Below are 23,483 nucleotides of genomic sequence, written 5' to 3'. Positions count from 1 at the left end.
GCCCGACAGCGCGGGCAGCGTGTTCATCAGGCAAGTTTCACCATGATCATTCCAGCCAACAGCAAGACCAGGCCAATCCAGCCTTTACGATTTAACCGTTGACCAAACAAGATCCAACCTGCGGCTAACGTGGCGGCAATACCAAACCCGCCCCACAATGCATAAGCGACAGACAAGTCGATCCCTTTAACGGCCTGAGAAAGCGCACTAAAGGCAGCCAGCACCGCCGCCAGGGAGAGCAAGCCAAATATTTTGCGACGAAAGCCGTCAGAAAATTTCAAAAAGACGTTAGCAACGATTTCCAGCACGATTGCCAATGCCAGCCAGGCGGCGTGAACCCATTCAAACTGCGCCATGGTTCACCTCCAGTTCAGGTTTACGCGCTTTACGGGTACCTGATTTGATCAATACAATCCCGGCCACCAGGGTGGTTAACCCGGCAATTTTCATCAGCGATAAACTTTCGTCGAATAACAAAACACTAAACAAGGTAATAAATAAAATACCGATACCTTCCCACAGCGCATAAGCCACGCCTAAGGCGATCTTTTTAACGGCGAAAGAGAGAAATATATACGACAGAGAAATCATCACCAGCATTAAAATAAAGCCGCCATTTCCCTCACTGACGCTCGCCCATTTCATAGACAGCGTACCGGTAATTTCTGTAGCAATAGCCAGACCTAATAAAATCCAATAAATATACATTGTCCTTCTCCTGCAAGAGAATTATTTTAATTTTCGCTTAATTCAGCGAAACCAAAGTAAAGTGGTCAAGCCCCGCGCATAGCGTAAGCTTAAGCAGAAGAAAGGACTAAAGCGCGTTGCGCCAGTGCTGCTCACCTACGAGCAAGATAGTGGATGAGGTACGAAGATGGGTAAATGTAGAAAATAACGTCCTGAACAAATTGTCCATAATATTACAATTATCCGCAGTGTTGCTTCTCGTCATCGCGGATGATAATTGTCCTCGGTAGTTGAACACGCCTGATTTGTATCATAGCTTAAGAATTAACTCAAAATATTTTCACTTCTTTACCTGAGCGGTTTGATTTTCGTTATGATGACGGAGCGAAAAAGACATTATTATTAGCAAAGGAAGAAAAAACGGGGACAAGCATGGCAAAGCCGATCATCACGCTCAATGGCCTAAAAATCGTCATTATGTTGGGAATGCTGGTCATTATTCTCTGCGGTATCCGTTTTGCCGCCGAGATCATCGTGCCGTTTATTCTCGCATTATTTATTGCTGTTATTCTTAACCCGCTGGTGCAACACATGGTCCGCTGGCGAGTGCCGCGTGTACTGGCGGTGTCGATTTTGATGACCATCATCGTGATGGCGATGGTGTTGCTGTTAGCTTATCTGGGTTCCGCACTCAACGAGTTGACGCGGACGTTACCGCAATATCGCAACTCTATTATGACGCCGCTGCAAGCGATTGAACCGTTGTTGCAACGCGTAGGGATTGATGTCTCAGTTGACCAACTGGCGCATTACATTGATCCGAACGCGGCGATGACGTTGCTCACCAACTTATTGACGCAGTTATCTAATGCCATGTCATCAATATTTTTATTGCTGCTGACGGTGCTGTTTATGCTGCTCGAAGTGCCACAATTGCCCGGAAAATTTCAGCAAATGATGGCGCGTCCGGTTGAAGGGATGGCGGCGATTCAACGTGCGATTGACAGTGTTTCTCATTATCTGGTGCTGAAAACAGCCATCAGCATCATCACCGGCCTGGTCGCCTGGGCGATGCTCGCCGCACTCGATGTTCGCTTCGCTTTTGTCTGGGGATTGCTGGCCTTTGCGCTTAATTACATCCCTAATATTGGTTCAGTTCTCGCGGCAATTCCCCCTATCGCTCAGGTACTGGTGTTTAATGGCTTCTACGAAGCGTTGCTGGTGCTGGCGGGATATCTGCTGATTAATCTGGTCTTCGGCAATATTCTGGAGCCACGCATCATGGGGCGTGGGCTGGGGCTTTCCACATTGGTGGTATTTTTGTCGTTGATTTTTTGGGGATGGTTGTTAGGACCGGTGGGTATGCTGCTTTCCGTGCCGTTGACAATTATTGTCAAAATTGCGCTTGAACAAACAGCGGGAGGTCAAAGCATCGCCGTTCTGTTAAGCGATCTCAATAAAGAGTGACGGCCTCCGCAGAGGCCGTCAGGGTTACAGAGCTTTCAGGATTGCATCCACGCTGGCTTTGGCGTCACCAAACAGCATGTGGGTGTTTTCCTTGAAGAACAGCGGGTTTTGCACACCAGCATAGCCAGTGTTCATCGAACGTTTAAAGACAATCACGTTCTGCGCTTTCCACACTTCCAGCACAGGCATACCAGCAATCGGACTCTTCGGATCATCCTGCGCCGCCGGGTTAACCGTATCGTTAGCACCAATCACCAGTACGGTATCGGTATCAGCAAAGTCATCGTTGATCTCGTCCATTTCCAGCACGATGTCATACGGTACTTTTGCTTCAGCCAGCAATACGTTCATATGTCCAGGCAAACGCCCCGCAACCGGGTGGATACCGAAACGCACGTTGATACCACGAGCGCGCAGTTTCTCGGTAATTTCAGCGACAGGATATTGCGCCTGCGCGACTGCCATGCCGTACCCCGGAGTAATGATCACTGAATGGGAGTTTTTCAGCAGTTCCGCTGTCTCTTCTGCGGTGATTTCGCGGTGCTCGCCCACTTCCTGATCATCGCCAGTAGAAGAGCCGTCGGTGCCGAAACCACCCGCAATAACGCTGATAAAGGAACGGTTCATCGCCTTACACATAATGTAAGAAAGGATAGCGCCCGAAGAACCGACCAGCGCACCGGTCACAATCAGCAGGTCGTTGCTGAGCATAAAGCCCGCAGCCGCAGCCGCCCAGCCGGAGTACGAGTTCAGCATCGACACCACCACTGGCATATCTGCACCACCGATGGAGGCGACTAAATGCCAGCCGAATACCAGCGCAATGGAGGTCATTATCAGCAATGCCAGCACTTGCAGGCCGACGCTGTCCGTGCGAACAAATACAATCAGCAGCAGGAAGGAAACGACCAGAGCCGCCAGGTTCATTTTGTGACGGTTTGGCAGCATCAACGGTTTAGACGAAATCTTGCCACACAGTTTGCCGAACGCCACCACCGACCCCGTGAACGTTACCGCCCCGATGAAGATACCGAGGAACACTTCCGTCAGGTGAATATTGACCAGAATCGGTGCCATTCCCGCGTCATGATGCAGATAGCTGTTAAAGCCAACCAGCACTGCCGCCAGACCCACGAAGCTATGCAGGATCGCCACCAGTTCTGGCATTTCGGTCATTTCAACTTTCTTCGCCAGCCGGATACCAATTGCCCCACCAATGACCATCGCCAGCAAGATCCAGCCAACATTACCCGTATCCGGTCCAAAAATGGTTGCGATTAACGCAATCGCCATCCCGGCGATACCGAAGTTGTTACCCTGGCGAGACGTTTCATGTTTCGAAAGCCCGGCCAGACTGAAGATAAACAGGATCGCGGCAACAATGTATGCAGCTGTAACTAATCCTCCAGACATATGTTACCCCTTAATTTTTGCGGAACATTTTCAGCATGCGCTGAGTCACGGTGAAGCCACCGAAAATATTAATGCTGGCTATAAGCACCGCGATAAAACTAAGGAAGCTAACCCAGCCGCCCTGGCCAATCTGCAACAGTGCTCCGACAACAATAATCCCTGAAATCGCGTTGGTGACCGACATCAACGGTGTATGCAGCGCGTGCGAAACATTCCACACCACGTAATAACCGACAACGCAGGCCAGCGCGAACACAGTGAAGTGCCCAAGGAACTCTTTCGGCGCAACGCTTGCCAACCAGCCGAAAAGAATGATTGCCAGCGCCATCAACGCGTATTTACGCCACGGTGAGCAGGCACATTTTTCCTCAGTTTTCACTTCCGGTGCCGCTTTTTGTGCCGCCTGCGGCTGAGCTGATACCTGAATCGGCGGTGCCGGCCAGGTAATTTCGCCCGCACGGATCACGGTCACGCCGCGAATCACCACATCATCAAAATCAACAGTGATATTGCCGTCTTTCTCTTTGCACAACAGTTTCAGCAGATTAACGAGGTTAGTACCGTAAAGCTGTGAGGATTGCGTCGGCAGACGGCCCGGAAGATCGGTGTAACCAATCACTTTGACACCATTTTCCGTAGTGAAGATTTCACCCGGCACGGTGTATTCACAGTTACCGCCGTTCTGGGCTGCCAGGTCGACAATCACACTGCCCGCCTTCATGGAGTCAACCATTTCACGGGTAATTAGCTTCGGCGCTGGTTTGCCTGGAATAAGCGCGGTGGTGACAATGATATCGACCTCTTTTGCCTGGGCGGCAAAGAGTTCCATTTCCGCTTTGATGAACGCGTCCGACATCACTTTGGCATAGCCATCGCCGCTGCCCGCTTCCTCTTTAAAATCCAGCTCGAGGAATTCCGCGCCCATACTTTGAACTTGTTCTTTCACTTCCGGGCGGGTGTCGAATGCACGCACAATCGCGCCGAGACTGTTTGCTGCGCCAATGGCGGCCAGACCTGCAACACCCGCACCAATCACCATCACTTTTGCCGGTGGCACTTTCCCGGCCGCAGTAATTTGCCCGGTAAAGAAGCGCCCAAATTCATGTGCCGCTTCAACAATGGCGCGATAACCGGCGATGTTCGCCATCGAGCTTAGTGCGTCCAGCGATTGTGCGCGTGAGATACGCGGCACAGAGTCCATCGCCATCACGGTCACGTTACGTTCCGCAAGTTTTTGCATTAATTCCGGATTCTGCGCAGGCCAGATAAAACTCACCAGCGTTGTCCCAGGATTCAGTAACGCAATTTCATCATCTAACGGCGCATTGACCTTCAGAATGATCTCTGACTGCCAGACGCTATTCCCTTCTACAATTTCAGCGCCCGCTTGCACAAACGCTTTATCGTCAAAACTTGCCAGTTGACCCGCGCCGCTCTCTACCGCGACGGTAAAACCCAGTTTCAGCAGCTGTTCCACTGTTTTTGGCGTTGCTGCAACACGGGTTTCATTGGTTAACCGTTCTCTTGGTATGCCAATTCGCATGATATTCCCTTCCATCGGTTTTATTGATGATGGTTTGCCTGTGTCAGGAGTCACACAAGCCGCTCATGTACGAGCTAAATGTTACTCCGTTAAAATAAATTAGTAACAAACGCCCTATAACGTACTGAAAATTATGCCTGTGATCTAGCGCCAAAAATCAGTATTTCGGCGTGAACTCGCAAAATATTAACGATTCAGCCGTGATAGTGGGATAAACACCTTAGAACGCCGGATAAAGACTGATAATTGTCTTCGGCGGTCGGGTAAAACGAGACATCGCCCCGGCACGAATCACTACTTAACATTAAATTAACTTATACAATTCAGTTGCTTCAGTAGTAATGATGCTGATACGGCTGTTTTTTAAGCATAGACGGTCATTTGAGCAGGATTAAAATTGGCTTAAGGAATGTGATATGAAAAATGACGCAGACAGTTACACCGTTTAAATGCAATAATCAGCCACGTTTCTCGTTAATAACAATACCAGTACCTGGTTTGCGCAAGGCGAAGGATTATTTTTATGAAGCTTAAGAACACCCTCCTGGCGTCGGCACTGCTTTCTGCTACGGCATTCTCCGTTAACGCAGCAACAGAACTGACACCGGAGCAAGCGGCAGCGGTTAAACCTTTTGACCGTGTAGTGGTTACCGGTCGTTTTAATGCTATTGGCGAAGCGGTGAAAGCCGTTTCTCGTCGCGCAGATAAAGAAGGTGCCGCCTCTTTTTATGTTGTCGACACTTCTGATTTTGGTAACAGCGGTAACTGGCGTGTGGTCGCTGACCTCTATAAAGCCGATGCTGAAAAAGCAGAAGAAACAAGTAATCGCGTAATTAACGGTGTTGTCGAACTGCCGAAAGATCAGGCTGTTCTGATTGAACCGTTTGACACGGTCACCGTCCAGGGCTTCTATCGTAGCCAGCCAGAAGTCAATGATGCCATCACCAAAGCGGCAAAAGCGAAAGGTGCCTACTCTTTCTACATCGTTCGTCAAATCGATGCCAACCAGGGCGGCAACCAGCGTATTACTGCATTCATCTATAAAAAAGATGCGAAGAAACGTATCGTCCAGAGCCCGGATGTGATCCCGGCAGATTCCGAAGCAGGACGTGCAGCTCTGGCTGCCGGTGGCGAAGCTGCGAAGAAAGTTGAGATCCCGGGTGTTGCGACTACCGCATCACCAAGTTCTGAAGTCGGTCGCTTCTTTGAAACCCAGTCATCAAAAGGCGGGCGTTACACCGTCACGCTCCCGGATGGCACTAAAGTCGAAGAACTGAACAAAGCGACCGCAGCGATGATGGTCCCGTTCGACAGCATCAAATTCTCTGGCAACTACGGCAACATGACCGAAGTCTCCTATCAGGTTGCGAAACGTGCCGCGAAGAAAGGTGCTAAGTATTACCACATCACCCGCCAGTGGCAGGAACGTGGTAATAACCTGACCGTCAGCGCAGATCTGTATAAATAACTATTCAGTTACTCCTATAAGGCGGCTTGATGCCGCCTTTCGCATTTTTAGTCACAAATTTCCCCGCGACCATTGCATGCAGACACATCTCTTCGTAAAATCCCGCGCTTCAGTGGCAAACTCCATTTTTATGCGTTTTGCCCTAATATTTATTCTTCTTGTCACGTTTTAATCACTGGATATCGATGGAAAAGAAACTGGGACTGAGCGCACTCACCGCGCTGGTATTAAGCTCAATGCTGGGCGCGGGTGTTTTCAGTCTGCCGCAAAATATGGCGGCAGTTGCCAGCCCGGCAGCACTGCTCATCGGCTGGGGTATTACTGGCGCTGGCATTTTATTGCTGGCCTTTGCCATGCTGATCCTCACGCGCATTCGTCCCGAACTTGACGGCGGTATCTTTACCTATGCCCGCGAAGGGTTTGGCGAGCTAATCGGCTTTTGTTCCGCATGGGGATACTGGCTGTGCGCAGTCATCGCCAACGTCTCCTATCTGGTGATCGTTTTTTCCGCGTTAAGCTTTTTTACGGACACGCCGGAATTGCGCCTGTTTGGTGATGGTAATACCTGGCAATCGATCGTCGGTGCATCGGCGTTATTGTGGATTGTTCACTTTTTGATCCTGCGCGGAGTGCAAACCGCTGCCAGCATTAACCTGGTGGCGACACTGGCAAAGTTGTTGCCGCTGGGTCTGTTTGTTGTGCTGGCGATGATGATGTTCAAACTGGATACCTTCAAGCTCGACTTCACCGGACTTGCACTTGGCGTACCCGTGTGGGAACAGGTGAAAAACACCATGCTGATCACCCTGTGGGTTTTCATTGGTGTTGAAGGTGCCGTGGTTGTTTCTGCGCGTGCGCGTAATAAACGTGATGTTGGCAAAGCGACACTGCTGGCGGTTCTCTCCGCTCTGGGCGTTTATTTGCTGGTAACGCTGCTTTCGCTGGGCGTGGTGGCACGTCCTGAACTGGCTGAAATTCGTAACCCGTCAATGGCCGGTCTGATGGTGGAAATGATGGGACCGTGGGGCGAAATCATCATCGCTGCCGGTTTGATCGTTTCCGTTTGCGGCGCGTACTTAAGCTGGACCATCATGGCGGCAGAAGTTCCGTTCCTGGCTGCCACTCATAAAGCATTCCCACGCATTTTTGCGCGCCAGAACGCACAAGCCGCGCCATCCGCCTCACTGTGGTTGACCAACATCTGCGTGCAAATTTGTCTGGTGCTCATCTGGCTGACCGGTTCCGATTACAACACGTTGCTGACCATCGCCTCAGAAATGATTCTGGTGCCCTATTTCCTGGTCGGCGCGTTCTTGCTGAAAATCGCAACCCGTCCACTGCATAAAGCGGTAGGTGTCGGTGCCTGCATTTATGGCTTATGGTTATTGTACGCCTCTGGTCCAATGCACTTGCTGTTATCCGTTGTTCTGTATGCGCCGGGGCTGCTGGTTTTCCTGTATGCGCGTAAAACGCATACACATGATAACGTACTGAACCGTCAGGAAATGGTGCTAATTGGCATGCTGTTAATTGCCTCAGTTCCGGCGACCTGGATGCTGGTGGGATAACGTTCATCCCATCGTTGGATAGCAAAGGAGATAACGATGGGTAAAGCCCAGCCCTTGCCAATATTAATTACTGGCGGAGGTCGTCGCATCGGCCTCGCACTCGCCTGGCATTTCATTAATCAAAAGCAACCGGTGATTGTCAGCTATCGGACGCACTATCCAGCCATTGATGGACTGATTAAGGCAGGTGCGCAGTGTATTCAGGCTGATTTTTCGACCAACGACGGTGTGATGGCGTTTGCCGATGAAGTACTAAAAAGCACCCATGGCCTGCGTGCTATTTTGCATAACGCCAGCGCGTGGATGGCGGAAAAACCGGGAGCGCCACTGACCGACGTACTGGCTTGCATGATGCAGATCCACGTTAATACCCCATATCTACTCAACCATGCCCTGGAAAGATTACTGCGTGGGCACGGACACGCCGCCAGCGATATCATTCACTTTACCGATTATGTGGTGGAGCGCGGTAGCGACAAACATATTGCCTATGCTGCAAGCAAAGCGGCACTGGATAATATGACCCGTTCGTTTGCCCGCAAGCTGGCACCGGAAGTGAAAGTGAATTCTATTGCGCCATCGCTGATCCTGTTTAATGAACATGATGATGCCGAATATCGACAACAGGCGCTGAATAAATCACTGATGAAAACCGCGCCTGGCGAGAAAGAAGTGATCGACCTGGTCGATTACTTACTTACCAGCTGCTTTGTCACCGGACGCAGTTTCCCTCTTGATGGCGGTCGTCATCTGCGTTAATGCAGCTTAATCCAGCATATAATCAACACCCATGCGCTTATCCCCCAGCATGCAACAGAACCAACAAAAGCGGCGGGCAAGCGCATCATTCCGGTGAAATACCACAGCGACGCCAGGTAAACAAAATAGGGAATAATCGACCACATGCTAAAAATGATGGTTGCGCGTAAGGCTTCAATGCCGCGTTCGCTGGCAACAATATAATGCGCGATGAGCGCAAAGGTCGGGAAAAGTGGGATCAGCCCGGCGATATAATAATTTTTCGTTTTTGCTAAAACACCAATCAACAGCACTACCAGCGCACCGAGCGCGGCTTTGATTACCAGCCCCATCTTTTTACCTTAACACTTCCATAACAAGTCATCAGTAGAATACCTGATGAAAACTTGTTTAGAAACGATTGATAGTAAGTAAAAACAGCGCGGTGTATTGTGACGTTTTTATATCTACCGTGAATAATATGAACACTATCGTATTTGTGGAAGATGATGCGGAAGTCGGTTCACTGATTGCCGCGTACCTGGCAAAACATGATATGCAGGTTACCGTAGAGCCGCGCGGCGACCATGCCGAAGAAACCATTTTGCGAGAAAATCCGGATTTGGTGTTACTCGACATCATGCTACCAGGCAAGGACGGCATGACCATTTGTCGTGATTTACGCGCAAAGTGGTCCGGACCAATTGTTCTTCTAACCTCTCTCGATAGCGATATGAACCACATCCTGGCACTGGAAATGGGAGCCTGCGACTATATTCTCAAAACGACGCCCCCTGCTGTTTTGTTAGCGCGTTTACGTTTGCATTTGCGTCAGAATGAGCAAGCCACGCTGACCAAAGGTCTTCAGGAAACGTCACTGACTCCCTACAAAGCCCTGCATTTCGGCACGTTGACCATCGATCCTATCAACCGCGTAGTCACCCTGGCTAACACTGAAATCTCGCTCTCGACAGCTGATTTCGAATTATTGTGGGAATTAGCTACCCATGCCGGGCAAATCATGGACCGCGATGCATTGCTGAAAAATTTACGCGGCGTCAGTTATGACGGCCTGGATCGTAGCGTGGACGTGGCTATTTCGCGGTTAAGAAAAAAACTGCTCGATAACGCCGCAGAACCTTATCGCATTAAAACTGTGCGTAACAAAGGCTATCTTTTTGCGCCTCATGCATGGGAATAAGCGATGAAAAAACTGTTTATCCAGTTTTACCTGTTATTGTTTGTCTGCTTCCTTGTGATGTCTCTGCTGGTTGGGCTGGTGTACAAATTTACCGCCGAACGCGCGGGCAAACAGTCGCTGGATGATTTGATGAACAGTTCGCTGTATCTGATGCGCAGCGAATTGCGTGAGATCCCCCCACACGATTGGGGTAAGACGCTGAAGGAGATGGATTTAAATCTCTCTTTCGATCTGCGAGTCGAGCCACTGAGTAAATACCATCTTGATGATATTTCCATGCACCGGCTGCGTGGCGGCGAAATTGTCGCCCTGGACGATCAGTACACGTTTTTGCAACGTATCCCGCGCAGCCACTACGTGCTGGCAGTTGGTCCTGTTCCTTATCTTTATTACCTCCATCAGATGCGATTGCTGGATATCGCCCTGATCGCTTTTATTGCCATTTCCCTCGCCTTTCCGGTGTTTATCTGGATGCGTCCGCACTGGCAGGATATGTTAAAACTGGAAGCAGCGGCGCAACGATTTGGCGATGGGCATCTCAATGAACGTATCCACTTTGATGAGGGTTCGAGCTTTGAACGCCTTGGCGTCGCATTTAACCAGATGGCGGACAATATCAACGCCTTGATAGCCAGCAAAAAACAGCTTATTGACGGAGTCGCTCACGAACTGCGAACGCCGTTAGTGCGCTTGCGTTATCGACTGGAGATGAGTGATAACCTGAGCGCCGCCGAATCCCAGGCATTGAATCGTGATATCAGTCAACTTGAAGCTTTAATTGAAGAGTTGCTAACTTATGCCCGACTCGATCGCCCACAAAATGAGCTTCATCTTAGCGAACCAGACCTGCCGTTATGGCTGTCAACGCATCTGGCAGATATTCAGGCAGTAACGCCCGATAAAATGGTACGGATAAAAACGCTCATGCAAGGCCATTATGCGGCGTTGGATATGCGCTTAATGGAGCGCGTGCTGGATAATTTGCTCAATAACGCCCTGCGCTACTGTCACTCAACGGTTGAAACCAGCCTGCTACTGTCGGGGAATAGAGCGACATTAATTGTTGAGGATGATGGCCCAGGGATTGCCCCTGAAAACCGCGAACATATCTTTGAACCTTTTGTTCGCCTCGATCCCAGCCGGGATCGCTCAACCGGCGGCTGCGGGCTGGGGTTGGCGATTGTCCACTCTATAGCACTAGCAATGGGCGGTACGGTTAATTGTGACACCAGCGAACTGGGTGGTGCCCGCTTCTCGTTTAGTTGGCCGTTATGGCATAACATCCCGCAATTTACCTCTGCCTGACACTATGCGCACGGTGGTCAGGCTGTCGATACTGTGCTATAAAATAAAGTATGTTGTAACTAAGGTGGTTAATATTATGGCGCGTTACGATCTCGTAGACCGACTCAACACTACCTTTCGCCAGATGGAACAAGAACTGGCTGCATTTGCCGCTGAGCTAGAACAGCACAAATTGCTGGTTGCCCGCGTGTTCTCTTTGCCGGAGGTAAAAAAAGAGGATGAGCATAATCCGCTTAATCGTATTGAGGTAAAGCAACATCTCGGCAACGACGCGCAGTCGCTGGCGTTACGTCATTTCCGCCATTTATTTATTCAACAACAGTCCGAAAATCGCAGCAGCAAGGCCGCTGTTCGTCTACCTGGCGTATTGTGTTACCAGGTCGATAACCTTTCGCAAGCAGCGTTGGTCAGTCATATTCAGCGCATCAATCAACTCAAGACTACGTTCGAGCGTATCGTCACGGTTGAGTCAGAACTCCCCACAGCGGCGCGTTTTGAATGGGTGCATCGTCATTTGCCGGGGCTGATCACCCTTAATGCTTACCGAACGCTCACTGTTCTGCACGACCCCGCCACTTTACGTTTTGGCTGGGCCAATAAACATATCATTAAGAATTTGCATCGTGATGAAGTCCTGGCACAGCTGGAAAAAAGCCTGAAATCACCGCGCAGTGTCGCACCGTGGACGCGCGAGGAGTGGCAAAGAAAACTGGAGAGAGAGTATCAGGATATTGCTACCCTGCCACAGGACGCGAAGTTAAAAATCAAACGTCCGGTGAAGGTGCAGCCGATTGCCCGCGTCTGGTACAAGGGAGATCAAAAACAAGTACAACACGCTTGCCCTACACCGCTTATTGCGCTGATTAATCGGGATAATGGCGCGGGCGTGCCGGACGTTGGGGAGTTGTTAAATTACGATGCCGACAATGTGCAACACCGTTATAAACCACAGGCGCAGCCGCTTCGTTTGATCATTCCCCGGCTGCACCTGTATGTTGCAGATTAACGCCCTGCTTTCATACTGCCGACCATCTGTTCTGGCCGTACCCAGCTGTCAAACTCGGTTTCGCTAAGATACCCCAGCGCAAGGGCCGCCGCTTTTAAGGTCAGCCCTTCTTTATGCGCTTTTTTGGCGATCTCGGCGGCTTTGTCATAACCAATGTGGGTGTTGAGCGCAGTCACCAGCATCAGCGATTCATTGAGTAATTGATTGATTCGCTCACGATTCGGTTCAATACCCACTGCGCAGTGTTTGTTAAAACTTTCCATGCCATCTGCCAGCAAGCGCACCGATTGCAGGAAATTGTGGATCACCATCGGACGGAAGACGTTCAGTTCAAAGTTACCGGAAGCGCCCCCCATGTTGATTGCCACGTCGTTCCCCATCACCTGACAGCAGAGCATGGTTAATGCCTCACACTGGGTTGGGTTCACTTTCCCCGGCATGATTGAGCTGCCCGGCTCATTTTCCGGGATTGAGATTTCACCAATTCCGCAGCGCGGGCCAGAGGCCAGCCAGCGGACATCATTGGCAATTTTCATCAGTGACGCAGCCAACCCTTTCAACGCGCCGTGCGCCTGAACCAGGGCATCACAGGTCGCCAGCGCTTCAAATTTGTTCGGCGCGGTAACAAACGGTGCGCAGGTAATGACTGCCAGTTCATCTGCCACGCGACGCGCATACTCCGGATGGGTATTTAGTCCAGTACCCACAGCTGTACCGCCCATAGCCAGTTCCGCTACGTGAGGCAGGCTGTATTCAATATGTTTGAGATTATGCTCGAGCATCGCTACCCAGCCGGAAATCTCCTGCCCCAGTGTTAGCGGCGTGGCGTCCTGCAAGTGGGTTCGACCGATTTTTACGATATCGGCAAATGCACGGGATTTTTCACTCAGCGTCTGTGTCAGGGTTTTAAGCTGCGGAATGAGTTGCTTGCGCAGCGCCAGCAGCGCCGCAACGTGCATCGCCGTTGGAAAGACATCGTTAGAACTTTGGCTTTTGTTCACGTCGTCGTTAGGGTGAACTTTACGCTCCATCCCACGCACGCCGCCGAGTAATTCACTGGCCCGGTTAGCCAGCACTTCGTTCATGTTCATGTTACTTTGCGTGCCGGAGCCGGTCTGCCAGATAGCCAATGGGAATTCGTCGTCATGCTGTCCTGCCAGTACTTCATCCGCCGCCTGCCGAATGGCGCTCGCTTTCTCTTCAGACAACAAGCCTAAATCTTCATTAACTTTTGCCGCTGCGCGCTTGGTTAGCGCCAGCGCATGAATCAGTGAGGTGGGCATTTTCTCCGTCGAAATGCGGAAATGCTCCAGCGAGCGTTGAGTTTGTGCGCCCCACAGCTTATCTGCCGGGACATCAATCGCCCCCATCGAATCTTTTTCGCTGCGTACTGTATTCATGGCCTGCTCCTCACCTGATTAATTTTTTCTTTCTGTTTTGCTTTCGTTAAGCAACTTTTAGCTCACTTATTATTTACTATTTGATAACAAATGTTTGGTCTTTCGTGCCATGTAAAAAAACCGCCCCGAAGGGCGGCTCTGTTTATTTCACACAGCGGGTGCACTGTGTGAGTTGTATCTGCTGGAAGAAGTCATTTCCTTTATCATCCACAAGGATAAATGCCGGGAAATCTTCCACTTCAATTTTCCAGATGGCTTCCATTCCCAGTTCCGGATATTCAACACATTCCAGGCTCTTAATACTTCCCTGCGCCAATACAGCTGCCGGACCACCGATACTACCGAGGTAGAAACCGCCGTGTTTTTTACAGGCATCCGTCACCTGCTGGCTGCGGTTGCCTTTCGCCAGCATGATCATACTTCCGCCCTGCGCTTGCAGTTGATCGACATAAGAATCCATCCGTCCGGCGGTCGTTGGGCCAAGAGAACCGGAGGCATAACCTTCCGGCGTTTTGGCCGGACCCGCGTAGTAAATCGGATGATCTTTAATATACTGCGGCAGCCCTTCGCCGTTATCCATCCGCTCTTTCAGTTTGGCGTGAGCAATATCACGACCAACGATAATCGTGCCATTCAGCGATAAGCGTGTAGAAACGGGATACTGCGACAACTGTGCGAGGATCTCTTTCATCGGACGGTTAAGGTCAACGCGCACCGCTTCGCCTTCTCCCGCTTTGCGCAGCTCTTCCGGGATATATTTGCCTGGATTATGTTCCAGTTTTTCGATCCAAATCCCCTGACGGTTGATCTTTGCTTTGATATTACGGTCAGCAGAACAGGAGACGCCCATACCGACCGGGCAGGATGCGCCGTGACGTGGCAGGCGAATCACGCGGATGTCGTGAGCGAAGTATTTACCGCCAAACTGCGCACCCAGACCAAGATTTTGCGCTTCGATCAGCAATTCTTTTTCCAGTTCCACATCGCGGAACGCCTGTCCGTGCTCATTCCCTTCCGTTGGCAGTTCATCATAGTATTTAGCGGAAGCCAGTTTCACCGTTTTAAGGTTCGTTTCTGCAGAAGTTCCACCAATAACGAACGCAATATGATACGGAGGACAGGCCGCCGTACCCAGCGTGCGCATCTTCTCAACCAGGTAATTTTTCAGTTTCCCCGGCGTCAGTAACGCTTTGGTTTCCTGATAGAGATACGTCTTGTTTGCCGAACCGCCACCTTTGGCGATACAGAGGAATTTGTACTCGTCGCCATCAACGGCATAAAGATCGATCTGCGCTGGTAGATTGGTGCCGGTATTCACCTCTTTATACATATCCAGCGGCGCGTTTTGCGAGTAGCGCAGATTATCTTCGATATAAGTGTTATAGACACCGCGTGCCAGCGCCGCTTCATCACCGCCACCGGTCCATACACGCTGCCCTTTTTTACCAACAATAATCGCGGTGCCGGTATCCTGACAGGTTGGCAGAACGCCTTTTGCGGCGATGTCGGAGTTGCGCAGGAATTGCAGCGCCACATATTTATCATTTTCGCTGGCTTCCGGGTCACGCAGAATGTCGGCCACCTGTTGTTGGTGAGCCGGACGCAGCATAAATGACGCATCATGAAACGCCTGACGCGCCAACAAAGTTAACGCTTCGGGTGCGACTTTCAAAATCTCCTGCCCTTCAAATTCAGATACGCTAACGTGTTCGCTGGTTAGCAGGTAATACTCAGTATCATCTTTTTTGAGTGGAAAAGGAGCCTGATAATGAAAGGGTTTGTTTGACATTGTTCTCTCACTTACTGCCTGGTTTGGTTATGCTCTGGGCGGGTGTTCCGTTGCCCTGTTAAAAGCGAGTAACAATATCCTACACACTTTTTTAACAAAAACTGAGACTAGTACGACTTTTTGCGGCTCCAGGTTACTTCCCGTAGGATTCTTGCTTTAATAGCGGGATTAATTTCCACATTAAAACAGGGATTGATCATGCAAAAACTCATTAACTCAGTGCAAAACTATGCCTGGGGCAGCAAAACGGCGTTGACTGAACTTTATGGTATGGAAAATCCGTCCAGCCAGCCGATGGCCGAGCTGTGGATGGGCGCACATCCGAAAAGCAGTTCACGAGTGCAGAATGCCGCCGGAGATATCGTTTCACTGCGTGATGTGATTGAGAGTGATAAATCGACTCTGCTCGGAGAGGCCGTTGCCAAACGCTTTGGCGAACTGCCTTTCCTGTTCAAAGTATTATGCGCAGCACAGCCGCTCTCCATTCAGGTTCATCCAAACAAACGCAATTCTGAAATCGGTTTTGCCAAAGAAAATGCCGCAGGTATTCCGTTGGATGCCGCCGAGCGTAACTATAAAGATCCTAACCACAAGCCGGAGCTGGTTTTTGCGCTGACGCCTTTCCTTGCGATGAACGCGTTTCGTGAGTTTTCCGAGATTGTCTCCCTGCTCCAGCCGGTCGCAGGTGCACATCCGGCGATTGCTCACTTTTTACAACAGCCTGATGCCGAACGTTTAAGCGAACTGTTCGCCAGCCTGTTGAATATGCAGGGTGAAGAAAAATCCCGCGCGCTGGCGATTTTAAAATCGGCCCTTGACAGCCAGCAGGGTGAACCGTGGCAAACAATTCGTTTAATTTCTGAATTTTACCCGGATGACAGCGGTCTGTTCTCCCCGCTGTTGCTGAATGTGGTGAAATTGAATCCTGGCGAAGCGATGTTCCTGTTCGCTGAAACACCGCACGCTTACCTGCAAGGCGTGGCGCTGGAAGTGATGGCGAACTCCGATAACGTGCTGCGTGCGGGTCTGACGCCTAAATACATTGATATTCCGGAACTGGTTGCCAATGTGAAGTTCGAAGCCAAACCGGCTAACCAGTTGTTGACCCAGCCGGTGAAACAAGGTGCAGAACTGGACTTCCCGATTCCTGTGGATGATTTTGCCTTCTCGCTGCATGACCTTAGTGATAAAGAAACCACCATCAGCCAGCAGAGTGCCGCCATTTTGTTCTGCGTCGAAGGCGATGCAACGCTGTGGAAAGGTTCTCAGCAGTTACAGCTTAAACCGGGTGAATCAGCGTTTATTGCCGCCAACGAATCACCGGTGACTGTCAAAGGCCACGGCCGTTTAGCGCGTGTTTACAACAAGCTGTAAGAGCTTACTGAAAAAATTAACATCTCTTGCTAAGCTTATTAAAGGCTTATAACACCTTCAGGCGGCCAGTCCGCCTGATTTCATTTTATGGATAATCATTATGAATAAATCGCTGGTAGCGGTAGGCGTCATTGTTGCGCTAGGCGTAGTCTGGACAGGCGGCGCATGGTATACAGGCAAGAAGATTGAAACCCATCTCGAAGACATGGTCGCGCAGGCGAACGCGCAACTCAAACTGACCGCTCCTGAATCCAACCTGGAAGTGAGTTATCAAAACTATCATCGCGGCGTATTCAGCAGTCAGCTGCAACTATTGGTGAAACCCATTGCCGGGAAAGAAAATCCGTGGATTAAAAGCGGTCAGAGCGTCATCTTCAACGAATCAGTTGATCATGGTCCCTTCCCCCTTGCCCAGCTAAAAAAACTGAACCTGATCCCGTCGATGGCATCAATTCAAACCACGCTGGTTAATAACGAAGTTAGCAAGCCACTGTTTGATATGGCAAAAGGTGAAACGCCTTTTGAGATTAACTCCCGCATTGGTTACAGAGGTGATTCCAGTTCCGATATTTCGCTCAAGCCACTGAATTACGAGCAAAAGGATGAAAAAGTCGCCTTTAGCGGCGGCGAGTTCCAGTTAAATGCAGACAGAGACGGCAAAGCTATCTCCCTTTCCGGGGAGGCGCAAAGTGGTCGGATAGACGCGGTTAACGAATACAACCAGAAAGTACAGTTGACCTTTAATAATCTGAAAACCGACGGTTCCAGCACGCTGGCAAGTTTTGGTGAGCGCGTAGGAAATCAAAAACTGTCGCTGGAAAAAATGACCATTTCAGTGGAAGGCAAAGAACTGGCACTGCTGGAAGGCATGGAGATCAGCGGTAAATCGGATCTGGTCAATGACGGTAAAACGATCAATAGCCAACTGGATTACTCGCTAAACAGCCTGAAGGTACAGAATCAGGATCTGGGCAGCGGCAAGCTGACTTTAAAAGTCGGCCAGATTGATGGTGAAGCCTGGCATCAGTTTAGCCAGCAATATAACGCGCAAACTCAGGCGCTGCTGGCACAGCCAGAAATTGCCAACAATCCCGAACTTTATCAGGAGAAAGTGACGGAAGCCTTCTTTAGCGCCCTGCCGCTGATGTTGAAAGGCGATCCGGTGATTACTATCGCGCCGCTAAGCTGGAAAAACAGTCAGGGTGAAAGTGCGCTGAATCTGTCGCTGTTCCTGAAAGATCCGGCAACGACTAAAGAAGCGCCGCAAACGCTGGCGCAGGAAGTAGACCGCTCGGTTAAATCTCTGGATGCGAAACTGACCATTCCGGTGGATATGGCAACTGAGTTTATGACTCAGGTAGCGAAGCTGGAAGGTTATCAGGAAGATCAAGCAAAAAAACTGGCGAAACAGCAAGTTGAAGGTGCGTCAGCAATGGGGCAGATGTTCCGCCTGACCACCTTGCAGGACAATACCATCACCACCAGCCTGCAATATGCTAACGGTCAGATCACGTTAAACGGGCAGAAAATGCCACTGGAAGATTTTGTTGGGATGTTTGCAATGCCGGCATTAAACGTTCCGGCTGTACCCGCTATTCCGCAGCAGTAATTCACAGCCAAAACGCCGGAGATTTTTCTCTCCGGCGTTATTTGTTACTTCAGCATAAAGTCATACTGAATACTCATTTTCACATCCCAGTAATTCAGGCGATCGCCCAGCGCACTGCCATCGCGTTTTTCCCGTCCTTTATCGGCAGCAAGAAAGAAATTCATCCCTTGTAACGGCCCTTCGCTGACCCGATAGTTCATACCACCTAAGATACCCGCGCCTTCAATCCGCACATCTCGTTTACTGGATTCATAGCCGCGAGTCACAATCGGTGCAAATGTCAGCGTAAATTGCGGCGTTAAACGATAGTTGACACCCAATTGCCAGGACTGCATTCCTTCACGGTTACGATCAAGACTTAATGAAAAGGGATAGCCAATGTCGGTATCCACCACGGCACCATTCATTGCATGGCGCAAATAACCACCACTGCCAAATACGCTTCCCCACGGCGCATTCCAGGTCAATTGTCCACTAACCAACGCCGTTTCATTGGGCTGGCTGGTATTACGACTTAAACCTTCGAGTTGCGCGTAAAAGCCGAGCAACTCCCCTTTCAACGTATAATTCGGGTCAAGCGGTATGCTTTTCTCGAGAATACTTTGTATCTGATTGGATACATCTTTCTGTACCGATGCCCCCAGAGAATAGCGACTGGTATCATCATGCCAACTGGCGGCTAAAAAAGAACGTGCGCGGTGTTTATCGTATTTTCCCGTCTGGCTGTTATACACCCCTTCATCACGAATACCGGTTGTTGAATCGGTCCATAAAAATACTCGTGAACGCCACATTCCCCACAGATCAATATTTGGCGTTAAAGCCCAATAACCTAATGCTCCTTCAGAAACTGTCGGTAATGTACGTTGCGAACTGCCAGCCATTAACGGAATACGATAAGGTAAGCTACCATAACTATAATCCGTCCCGAAGCGACCTAATTTAAGTAGGCTATTTTCACTGGGTTTTATTTTTACTGCTCCCAGGGCAAAGCCAAAACTTTTATCACCATCAAGATACCACCGGGTACTCATATCAGCACGAGCACCTAATTTATAAACATAATACGCCCCACCTTCAACGCCAATAATATTGGAATAATAACCACTATTGAAATCGAGCAATCCTCCCTGTACCCATGCGTAAATATCTCTTCCCGCGCCAGCACTGGGCTTATCAGCCCTGCGTAATTCATTTTTCAGTCTGATGCGTAGTCCCGCTTCATCGTCAGCCAGTTGTGCCGCGTAAGCAGAGGTAAGGCCAGAGGCAGCCGTCAGGCAAATAACGGCCATGGCCACTATTTTTCTCATAGTTGCACCTTTGATGTTCTGATTATTTTTATTGAATATTAATTAGTGATATCGCTGATTAATTGCTGCTGCATTTTTTTACGATTATCAATTTCAACCACGATTTCTTTGAATTTTTTATCCGTGAGCGGATAAAACCAGATAATGACGAATGCCAGCAGCATAAATCCGCAAGGTACTAAGGCAATTGATGTGCGGATGCCCATAATAACTTCCGGCGTTTGCACCTGATTGGCAATATATCCGCTTAATCCCAAAATAAAGGCAGGAATTGAACCTCCGATTGCCTGACCGCATTTACGGGTAAATGAGAATAGTGAATAGGTGAGCCCTTCTATTCGCACGCCGGTCAGGTATTCACCGTATTCTACAGTATCAGCTTCCAGTGCCCACATCACGGTCATGGTAACGCCCTGACCAATTGAAGCGATGGCCAACGCAACCAACGCCACCGGCAGTGACCAGACCGAAACCCAAAAGAACAGCAGATAACCGCAGGTTCCCAGCAAAGCGCCAATCAGGAAGGTATTCTTTTTACCGATCCTCGCGACCATCCCCGGCACCAGCGGTGCCGATGCCACAGTACCGACCAGGTTTTGTACCAGTACCAGCACAGTGAACAGCCCGGTATCATTTAACACATAGCGCACGTAGAACAACGACGAGGCGCTGACCGCGAAGGTCGAAATCAGCACACACAGCGCACCGATGCACAACATAAACAGCGGGCGATTCCGTTTCAGGGTTTGCAGACTGATCTTCAATGACGGCTGCGCCACGATACGTACCACATTCTCACGCGTCGATTTGAAGCAGATGAAGTAAAGCACCATTCCGGCAATCGCCAGCACAATCGTCCAGAAATGGTATACCGACACCATCTCTTCCGGACTGGAGTTCTTAATGCTCGGTCCTATCAGAAATGCCAGACAGACAAAGGTCAATGAAGCGGCAATCCCGCGAGCCGCGCCCAGACGGGCGCGGGATTGTGGTTGTTGGGTCATCGCGGTAGCAAGTGAACCATAAGGAATATTCACCAGGCTGTAGCAAAGCCCGAGGCCCATGTAGGTCAAATATGCATACACTACTTTGCTGCTATGGCTCCAGTCGGTCGGTACCCAGAATACCAGCACGCTGAAGATCATTAACGGCGCAGTACCAAAGAGTAAAAACGGGCGGAATTTTCCCCAGCGGGTATTCACACTGTCCACCACTCGTCCGGCAAAGACGTCGGCGAAGGCATCGAATACCCGCACCAGTAACAGCATGGTGCCCGCCGCAGCGGCACCGACGCCAGCGACGTCGGTGTAGTAACTCAACAGGAAGAGCGCCCCCATTGCGAAGGCGAAGTTATTGGCGACGTCACCGAGGCTGTAGCCGACGATGGTGCGCCAGGAGAGTTGTTGATTCATTGTTTGCCTCCCTGCTGCGGTTTTTCACCGAAGTTCATGCCAGTCCAGCGTTTTTGCAGCAGAAAAGCCGCCGACTTCGGTTTGCGGTCGCGGGTGAAGATCCCCTTCTTGTTACCGCCAACGCGCAATATGCCTTGCGAGGTCGCAAAATCGGCGAAATTCCATACCTGTTCACCGACGACGGCGCTGACGCGATCAAAGACGCGGTGATACATATCCAGCCATGCACACTGATACTCTTCACTCCACATGTCGGTGTACATTGAGTGCAGCCCGGCTAACGTATCCACGCCGTATTCGGTGATGATAATCGGCTGATGCAGTTTCTCCTGCCAGGCCAGCAGTTCTTTTTCCAGTACCTTCTCTGCCGTTTCCAAATCGCCGCTTTGGACATACCAACCGTAATAACGGTTCAGGCACAGCACATCAAAGAGATCGCTGATGGTATCGGTGTGAGCGTCGCAGAACATTACATTGACACAGGTGATCGGACGCGTCGGGTCGAGTTTACGCGTTGCTTCCGCCAGTGGCGCGAAATATTCCCGTGCACCTTGCGGACGGGTATCCGGTTCGTTGGCAATACTCCACATCACCACGCTTGGGTGGTTTTTGTCACGCGCAATCAGCTCTTTAATCGCCTGTAAGTGCGCCTGCTGGGTTTCTCCGTTGACTGCCTCTTCGCTATACAGTTCTTTCGGCTTGTTGCCCGCTTCGAAACCAATGCCTAAAGAGAGGTTAAAGCCTACAGCTGCAGTTTCATCAATCACCACGATGCCATGTTCATCTGCCCAGTCGAGCATCTCTTCAGCGTAAGGGTAATGCGAGGTACGGTAGGAGTTGGCCCCAATCCAGTCCATTAATGCGTGATCGTGCACCATCAACACGTTATCGAATCCTTTGCCGCGCAAATCCGCATCTTCATGACGACCAAAGCCAGTAAAGTAGAACGGTTTGTGGTTGATCAGGAACTGTTCGCCCTTCACTGCTACTGACCGGATGCCGACGCGCAGCGGGTAGAAATCACACTCTGTCTGGCTTTTGGCTGTGACGCATAGTTCATAGAGATAACCTTCACCCGGTTGCCAGAGGTGCGGATTCACCACTTGCAAAGTCCCGCTGGTGCCTTGTCCAGTTGCAACCACCTGTTGATCCGCATCACGCAGTTCAACGCTGACATCACCATTGGCCACCACCTGCCAGTCAACAGACGCGTGGTTACAGTCTTGCGCGACATGCGTCACCACGGTGATATCGTCCACCCAGGTGTTCGGCGTGGTGTAGAGCATTACGCTGCGATGGATCCCGGCATAGTTAAAGAAATCATGGAAGTAAGACTGCTTTTTCTTGCCGTTTTCATCGGTAATCACCATTCCCGGCGGGATAGTCTGCCAGTTCAGTTCATTGTTCACACAAACGGTGATACGTACACTTTTCCCGGCAATAACATACGGCGTGACATCGGCTTCAAATGGCGTATAGCCGCCCTGATGCTCCATCACTTCCTGATTATTTACCCACACTTTGCCGTAATGAGTGACCGCATCGAAACGCAGCACGATACGCTGGCCTGCCCAACCTTTCGGTATAAAGACTTCACGCTGATACCAGACGTTGCCCACATAATTACGAATATCTGCATCGGCGAACTGATCGTTAAAACTGCCCGGCACAGCAATTGCCCGGCTTTCTTGTAACGCGCTTTCCCACCAAAGCTGATCAATTCCACAGTTTTCGCGATCCAGACTGAATGCCCACAGGCCGTCGAGTTTTTTGATTTCACGGGTTGGGGTTTCTACAGGACGTAACATAAGGGACTCCTCATTAAGATAAAAATATTGGTCAACCTTTAATCTGATTAGTTAACCAATTCTGTGTTGCACACAGTTATCTGTGAGAAACCCATGGAAGAGAAATGGAAATAAAAAGAACTGACACCGCGATCAAAAAACCAAAAACTGCACTACCCACAGCGTGATATAGATCGCATTAATCTTTAAAACAGCGTTGACATAAGCCACAAAATAAGCAATCGAACGTTCGTTCGAGCATATTGGGAACGATAAACTCTCATGACATATGGCTACAGTGAATATTTGGGGGGAATTCTCCGAACCCAGGAAGGATAATTTTTGCACAGAGAAATTACGATATGAAACGCGGGCTCAGTTGTCACCAGCCCGCGGAAAGAGAGAG

19 protein-coding genes are annotated in these 23,483 nt (G+C 50.1%); 9 read left to right on the top strand and 10 right to left on the bottom strand.

Annotated elements, in window-relative coordinates:
- Nucleotides 1-26: 26 nt before the first annotated feature.
- Both mdtI and mdtJ read right to left on the bottom strand, forming a co-directional pair.
- Entirely contained in the window at nt 27-356 is a 330-nt protein-coding gene (gene mdtI / locus ACJHYD_RS05500; RefSeq protein ID WP_000046661.1) for a multidrug/spermidine efflux SMR transporter subunit MdtI, read from the bottom strand.
- Nucleotides 343-708: a multidrug/spermidine efflux SMR transporter subunit MdtJ gene (mdtJ, locus tag ACJHYD_RS05495; protein WP_000276149.1), complete on the bottom strand. Its 366-nt coding sequence runs from the start codon at nt 706-708 to the stop codon at nt 343-345. The genes mdtI and mdtJ overlap by 14 nt, the downstream gene beginning before the upstream one ends.
- A 411-nt stretch (nt 709-1,119) precedes the next feature.
- Between mdtJ and tqsA the strand changes: the two genes are divergently transcribed.
- A complete protein-coding gene (gene tqsA, locus ACJHYD_RS05490) occupies nt 1,120-2,154 on the top strand; it encodes an AI-2 transporter TqsA (protein WP_001118215.1) in 1,035 nt (344 codons plus the stop codon).
- Between the two features lie 24 nt (nt 2,155-2,178).
- Here tqsA and pntB read toward each other — a convergent pair whose 3' ends face one another.
- Both pntB and pntA read right to left on the bottom strand, forming a co-directional pair.
- Nucleotides 2,179-3,567, bottom strand: coding sequence for a Re/Si-specific NAD(P)(+) transhydrogenase subunit beta (gene pntB, locus ACJHYD_RS05485; protein WP_001551150.1), 1,389 nt, complete (start codon nt 3,565-3,567; stop codon nt 2,179-2,181).
- A 10-nt stretch (nt 3,568-3,577) separates the two neighbouring features.
- A complete protein-coding gene (gene pntA / locus ACJHYD_RS05480; RefSeq protein WP_001295398.1) occupies nt 3,578-5,110 on the bottom strand; it encodes a Re/Si-specific NAD(P)(+) transhydrogenase subunit alpha in 1,533 nt (510 codons plus the stop codon).
- Between the two features lie 523 nt (nt 5,111-5,633).
- On the opposite strand from pntA, the gene ydgH reads away from it, so the two are divergent.
- The 3 genes from ydgH (at nt 5,634) to folM (ending at nt 8,905) form a co-directional block, all read left to right on the top strand.
- On the top strand, nt 5,634-6,578 hold the full coding sequence (ydgH, locus tag ACJHYD_RS05475; RefSeq protein ID WP_000769322.1) for a DUF1471 family protein YdgH: 945 nt from the start codon (nt 5,634-5,636) through the stop codon (nt 6,576-6,578).
- A gap of 185 nt (nt 6,579-6,763) precedes the next feature.
- Nucleotides 6,764-8,146: an amino acid permease gene (locus tag ACJHYD_RS05470; RefSeq protein ID WP_000412379.1), complete on the top strand. Its 1,383-nt coding sequence runs from the start codon at nt 6,764-6,766 to the stop codon at nt 8,144-8,146.
- Nucleotides 8,147-8,182: 36 nt separating this feature from the next.
- A complete protein-coding gene (gene folM, locus ACJHYD_RS05465; protein WP_000513672.1) occupies nt 8,183-8,905 on the top strand; it encodes a dihydromonapterin reductase in 723 nt (240 codons plus the stop codon).
- Here the strand turns inward: folM and ACJHYD_RS05460 are convergent.
- A complete protein-coding gene (locus ACJHYD_RS05460) occupies nt 8,902-9,237 on the bottom strand; it encodes a GlpM family protein (protein WP_000524861.1) in 336 nt (111 codons plus the stop codon). The two genes, folM and ACJHYD_RS05460, sit on opposite strands and share 4 nt — an antisense overlap.
- A gap of 128 nt (nt 9,238-9,365) precedes the next feature.
- Here ACJHYD_RS05460 and rstA point away from each other — a divergent pair, with 128 nt between their 5' ends.
- From rstA to tus, 3 genes are all read left to right on the top strand, one after another.
- A complete protein-coding gene (rstA, locus tag ACJHYD_RS05455; protein ID WP_001551151.1) occupies nt 9,366-10,085 on the top strand; it encodes a two-component system response regulator RstA in 720 nt (239 codons plus the stop codon).
- Between the two features lie 3 nt (nt 10,086-10,088).
- The gene (gene rstB / locus ACJHYD_RS05450; RefSeq protein ID WP_001551152.1) at nt 10,089-11,390 is read left to right on the top strand and encodes a two-component system sensor histidine kinase RstB; all 1,302 of its coding nucleotides are present in this window, start codon (nt 10,089-10,091) and stop codon (nt 11,388-11,390) included.
- A gap of 76 nt (nt 11,391-11,466) precedes the next feature.
- A complete protein-coding gene (gene tus / locus ACJHYD_RS05445) occupies nt 11,467-12,396 on the top strand; it encodes a DNA replication terminus site-binding protein (protein WP_001306093.1) in 930 nt (309 codons plus the stop codon).
- Here the strand turns inward: tus and fumC are convergent.
- Both fumC and fumB read right to left on the bottom strand, forming a co-directional pair.
- A complete protein-coding gene (fumC, locus tag ACJHYD_RS05440) occupies nt 12,393-13,796 on the bottom strand; it encodes a class II fumarate hydratase (RefSeq protein WP_001099113.1) in 1,404 nt (467 codons plus the stop codon). The two genes, tus and fumC, sit on opposite strands and share 4 nt — an antisense overlap.
- A 142-nt stretch (nt 13,797-13,938) precedes the next feature.
- Entirely contained in the window at nt 13,939-15,585 is a 1,647-nt protein-coding gene (fumB, locus tag ACJHYD_RS05435; protein WP_000066639.1) for a class I fumarate hydratase, read from the bottom strand.
- A gap of 198 nt (nt 15,586-15,783) precedes the next feature.
- On the opposite strand from fumB, the gene manA reads away from it, so the two are divergent.
- Together manA and ACJHYD_RS05425 are read left to right on the top strand one after the other, a co-directional pair.
- On the top strand, nt 15,784-16,959 hold the full coding sequence (gene manA / locus ACJHYD_RS05430; protein WP_001170677.1) for a mannose-6-phosphate isomerase: 1,176 nt from the start codon (nt 15,784-15,786) through the stop codon (nt 16,957-16,959).
- A gap of 100 nt (nt 16,960-17,059) precedes the next feature.
- Complete coding sequence (locus ACJHYD_RS05425; protein ID WP_001043323.1) at nt 17,060-18,568, top strand: YdgA family protein; 1,509 nt, start codon at nt 17,060-17,062, stop codon at nt 18,566-18,568.
- A gap of 44 nt (nt 18,569-18,612) precedes the next feature.
- Here the strand turns inward: ACJHYD_RS05425 and uidC are convergent, their stop codons facing one another.
- Genes uidC through uidA form a run of 3 tightly spaced genes read right to left on the bottom strand, consistent with a single transcriptional unit; the run spans nt 18,613 to nt 23,098 of the window.
- Complete coding sequence (gene uidC / locus ACJHYD_RS05420; RefSeq protein ID WP_001227015.1) at nt 18,613-19,878, bottom strand: glucuronide uptake porin UidC; 1,266 nt, start codon at nt 19,876-19,878, stop codon at nt 18,613-18,615.
- A 38-nt stretch (nt 19,879-19,916) separates the two neighbouring features.
- Nucleotides 19,917-21,290 carry a glucuronide transporter gene (uidB, locus tag ACJHYD_RS05415; protein ID WP_001075890.1) on the bottom strand — a complete coding sequence of 458 codons (1,374 nt, stop codon included), beginning with the start codon at nt 21,288-21,290 and terminating at the stop codon, nt 19,917-19,919.
- Nucleotides 21,287-23,098 carry a beta-glucuronidase gene (uidA, locus tag ACJHYD_RS05410; protein WP_001551153.1) on the bottom strand — a complete coding sequence of 604 codons (1,812 nt, stop codon included), beginning with the start codon at nt 23,096-23,098 and terminating at the stop codon, nt 21,287-21,289. The genes uidB and uidA overlap by 4 nt, the downstream gene beginning before the upstream one ends.
- Nucleotides 23,099-23,483 lie beyond the last annotated feature (385 nt).

Source organism: Escherichia sp. WS1368 (assembly GCF_046487485.1).
In the GTDB taxonomy this organism is placed as follows: domain Bacteria; phylum Pseudomonadota; class Gammaproteobacteria; order Enterobacterales; family Enterobacteriaceae; genus Escherichia; species Escherichia coli.
Note: the sequence above shows the minus strand (reverse complement) of the source record. Positions and strands in the feature narration are given on the sequence as shown.

Coding starts and splice junctions, on each gene's coding strand:
- mdtI (WP_000046661.1), bottom strand. CDS start 356: ATGGCGCAGTTTGAATGGGTTCACGCCGCCTGGCTGGCATTGGCAATC.
- mdtJ (WP_000276149.1), bottom strand. CDS start 708: ATGTATATTTATTGGATTTTATTAGGTCTGGCTATTGCTACAGAAATT.
- tqsA (WP_001118215.1), top strand. CDS start 1,120: ATGGCAAAGCCGATCATCACGCTCAATGGCCTAAAAATCGTCATTATG.
- pntB (WP_001551150.1), bottom strand. CDS start 3,567: ATGTCTGGAGGATTAGTTACAGCTGCATACATTGTTGCCGCGATCCTG.
- pntA (WP_001295398.1), bottom strand. CDS start 5,110: ATGCGAATTGGCATACCAAGAGAACGGTTAACCAATGAAACCCGTGTT.
- ydgH (WP_000769322.1), top strand. CDS start 5,634: ATGAAGCTTAAGAACACCCTCCTGGCGTCGGCACTGCTTTCTGCTACG.
- ACJHYD_RS05470 (WP_000412379.1), top strand. CDS start 6,764: ATGGAAAAGAAACTGGGACTGAGCGCACTCACCGCGCTGGTATTAAGC.
- folM (WP_000513672.1), top strand. CDS start 8,183: ATGGGTAAAGCCCAGCCCTTGCCAATATTAATTACTGGCGGAGGTCGT.
- ACJHYD_RS05460 (WP_000524861.1), bottom strand. CDS start 9,237: ATGGGGCTGGTAATCAAAGCCGCGCTCGGTGCGCTGGTAGTGCTGTTG.
- rstA (WP_001551151.1), top strand. CDS start 9,366: ATGAACACTATCGTATTTGTGGAAGATGATGCGGAAGTCGGTTCACTG.
- rstB (WP_001551152.1), top strand. CDS start 10,089: ATGAAAAAACTGTTTATCCAGTTTTACCTGTTATTGTTTGTCTGCTTC.
- tus (WP_001306093.1), top strand. CDS start 11,467: ATGGCGCGTTACGATCTCGTAGACCGACTCAACACTACCTTTCGCCAG.
- fumC (WP_001099113.1), bottom strand. CDS start 13,796: ATGAATACAGTACGCAGCGAAAAAGATTCGATGGGGGCGATTGATGTC.
- fumB (WP_000066639.1), bottom strand. CDS start 15,585: ATGTCAAACAAACCCTTTCATTATCAGGCTCCTTTTCCACTCAAAAAA.
- manA (WP_001170677.1), top strand. CDS start 15,784: ATGCAAAAACTCATTAACTCAGTGCAAAACTATGCCTGGGGCAGCAAA.
- ACJHYD_RS05425 (WP_001043323.1), top strand. CDS start 17,060: ATGAATAAATCGCTGGTAGCGGTAGGCGTCATTGTTGCGCTAGGCGTA.
- uidC (WP_001227015.1), bottom strand. CDS start 19,878: ATGAGAAAAATAGTGGCCATGGCCGTTATTTGCCTGACGGCTGCCTCT.
- uidB (WP_001075890.1), bottom strand. CDS start 21,290: ATGAATCAACAACTCTCCTGGCGCACCATCGTCGGCTACAGCCTCGGT.
- uidA (WP_001551153.1), bottom strand. CDS start 23,098: ATGTTACGTCCTGTAGAAACCCCAACCCGTGAAATCAAAAAACTCGAC.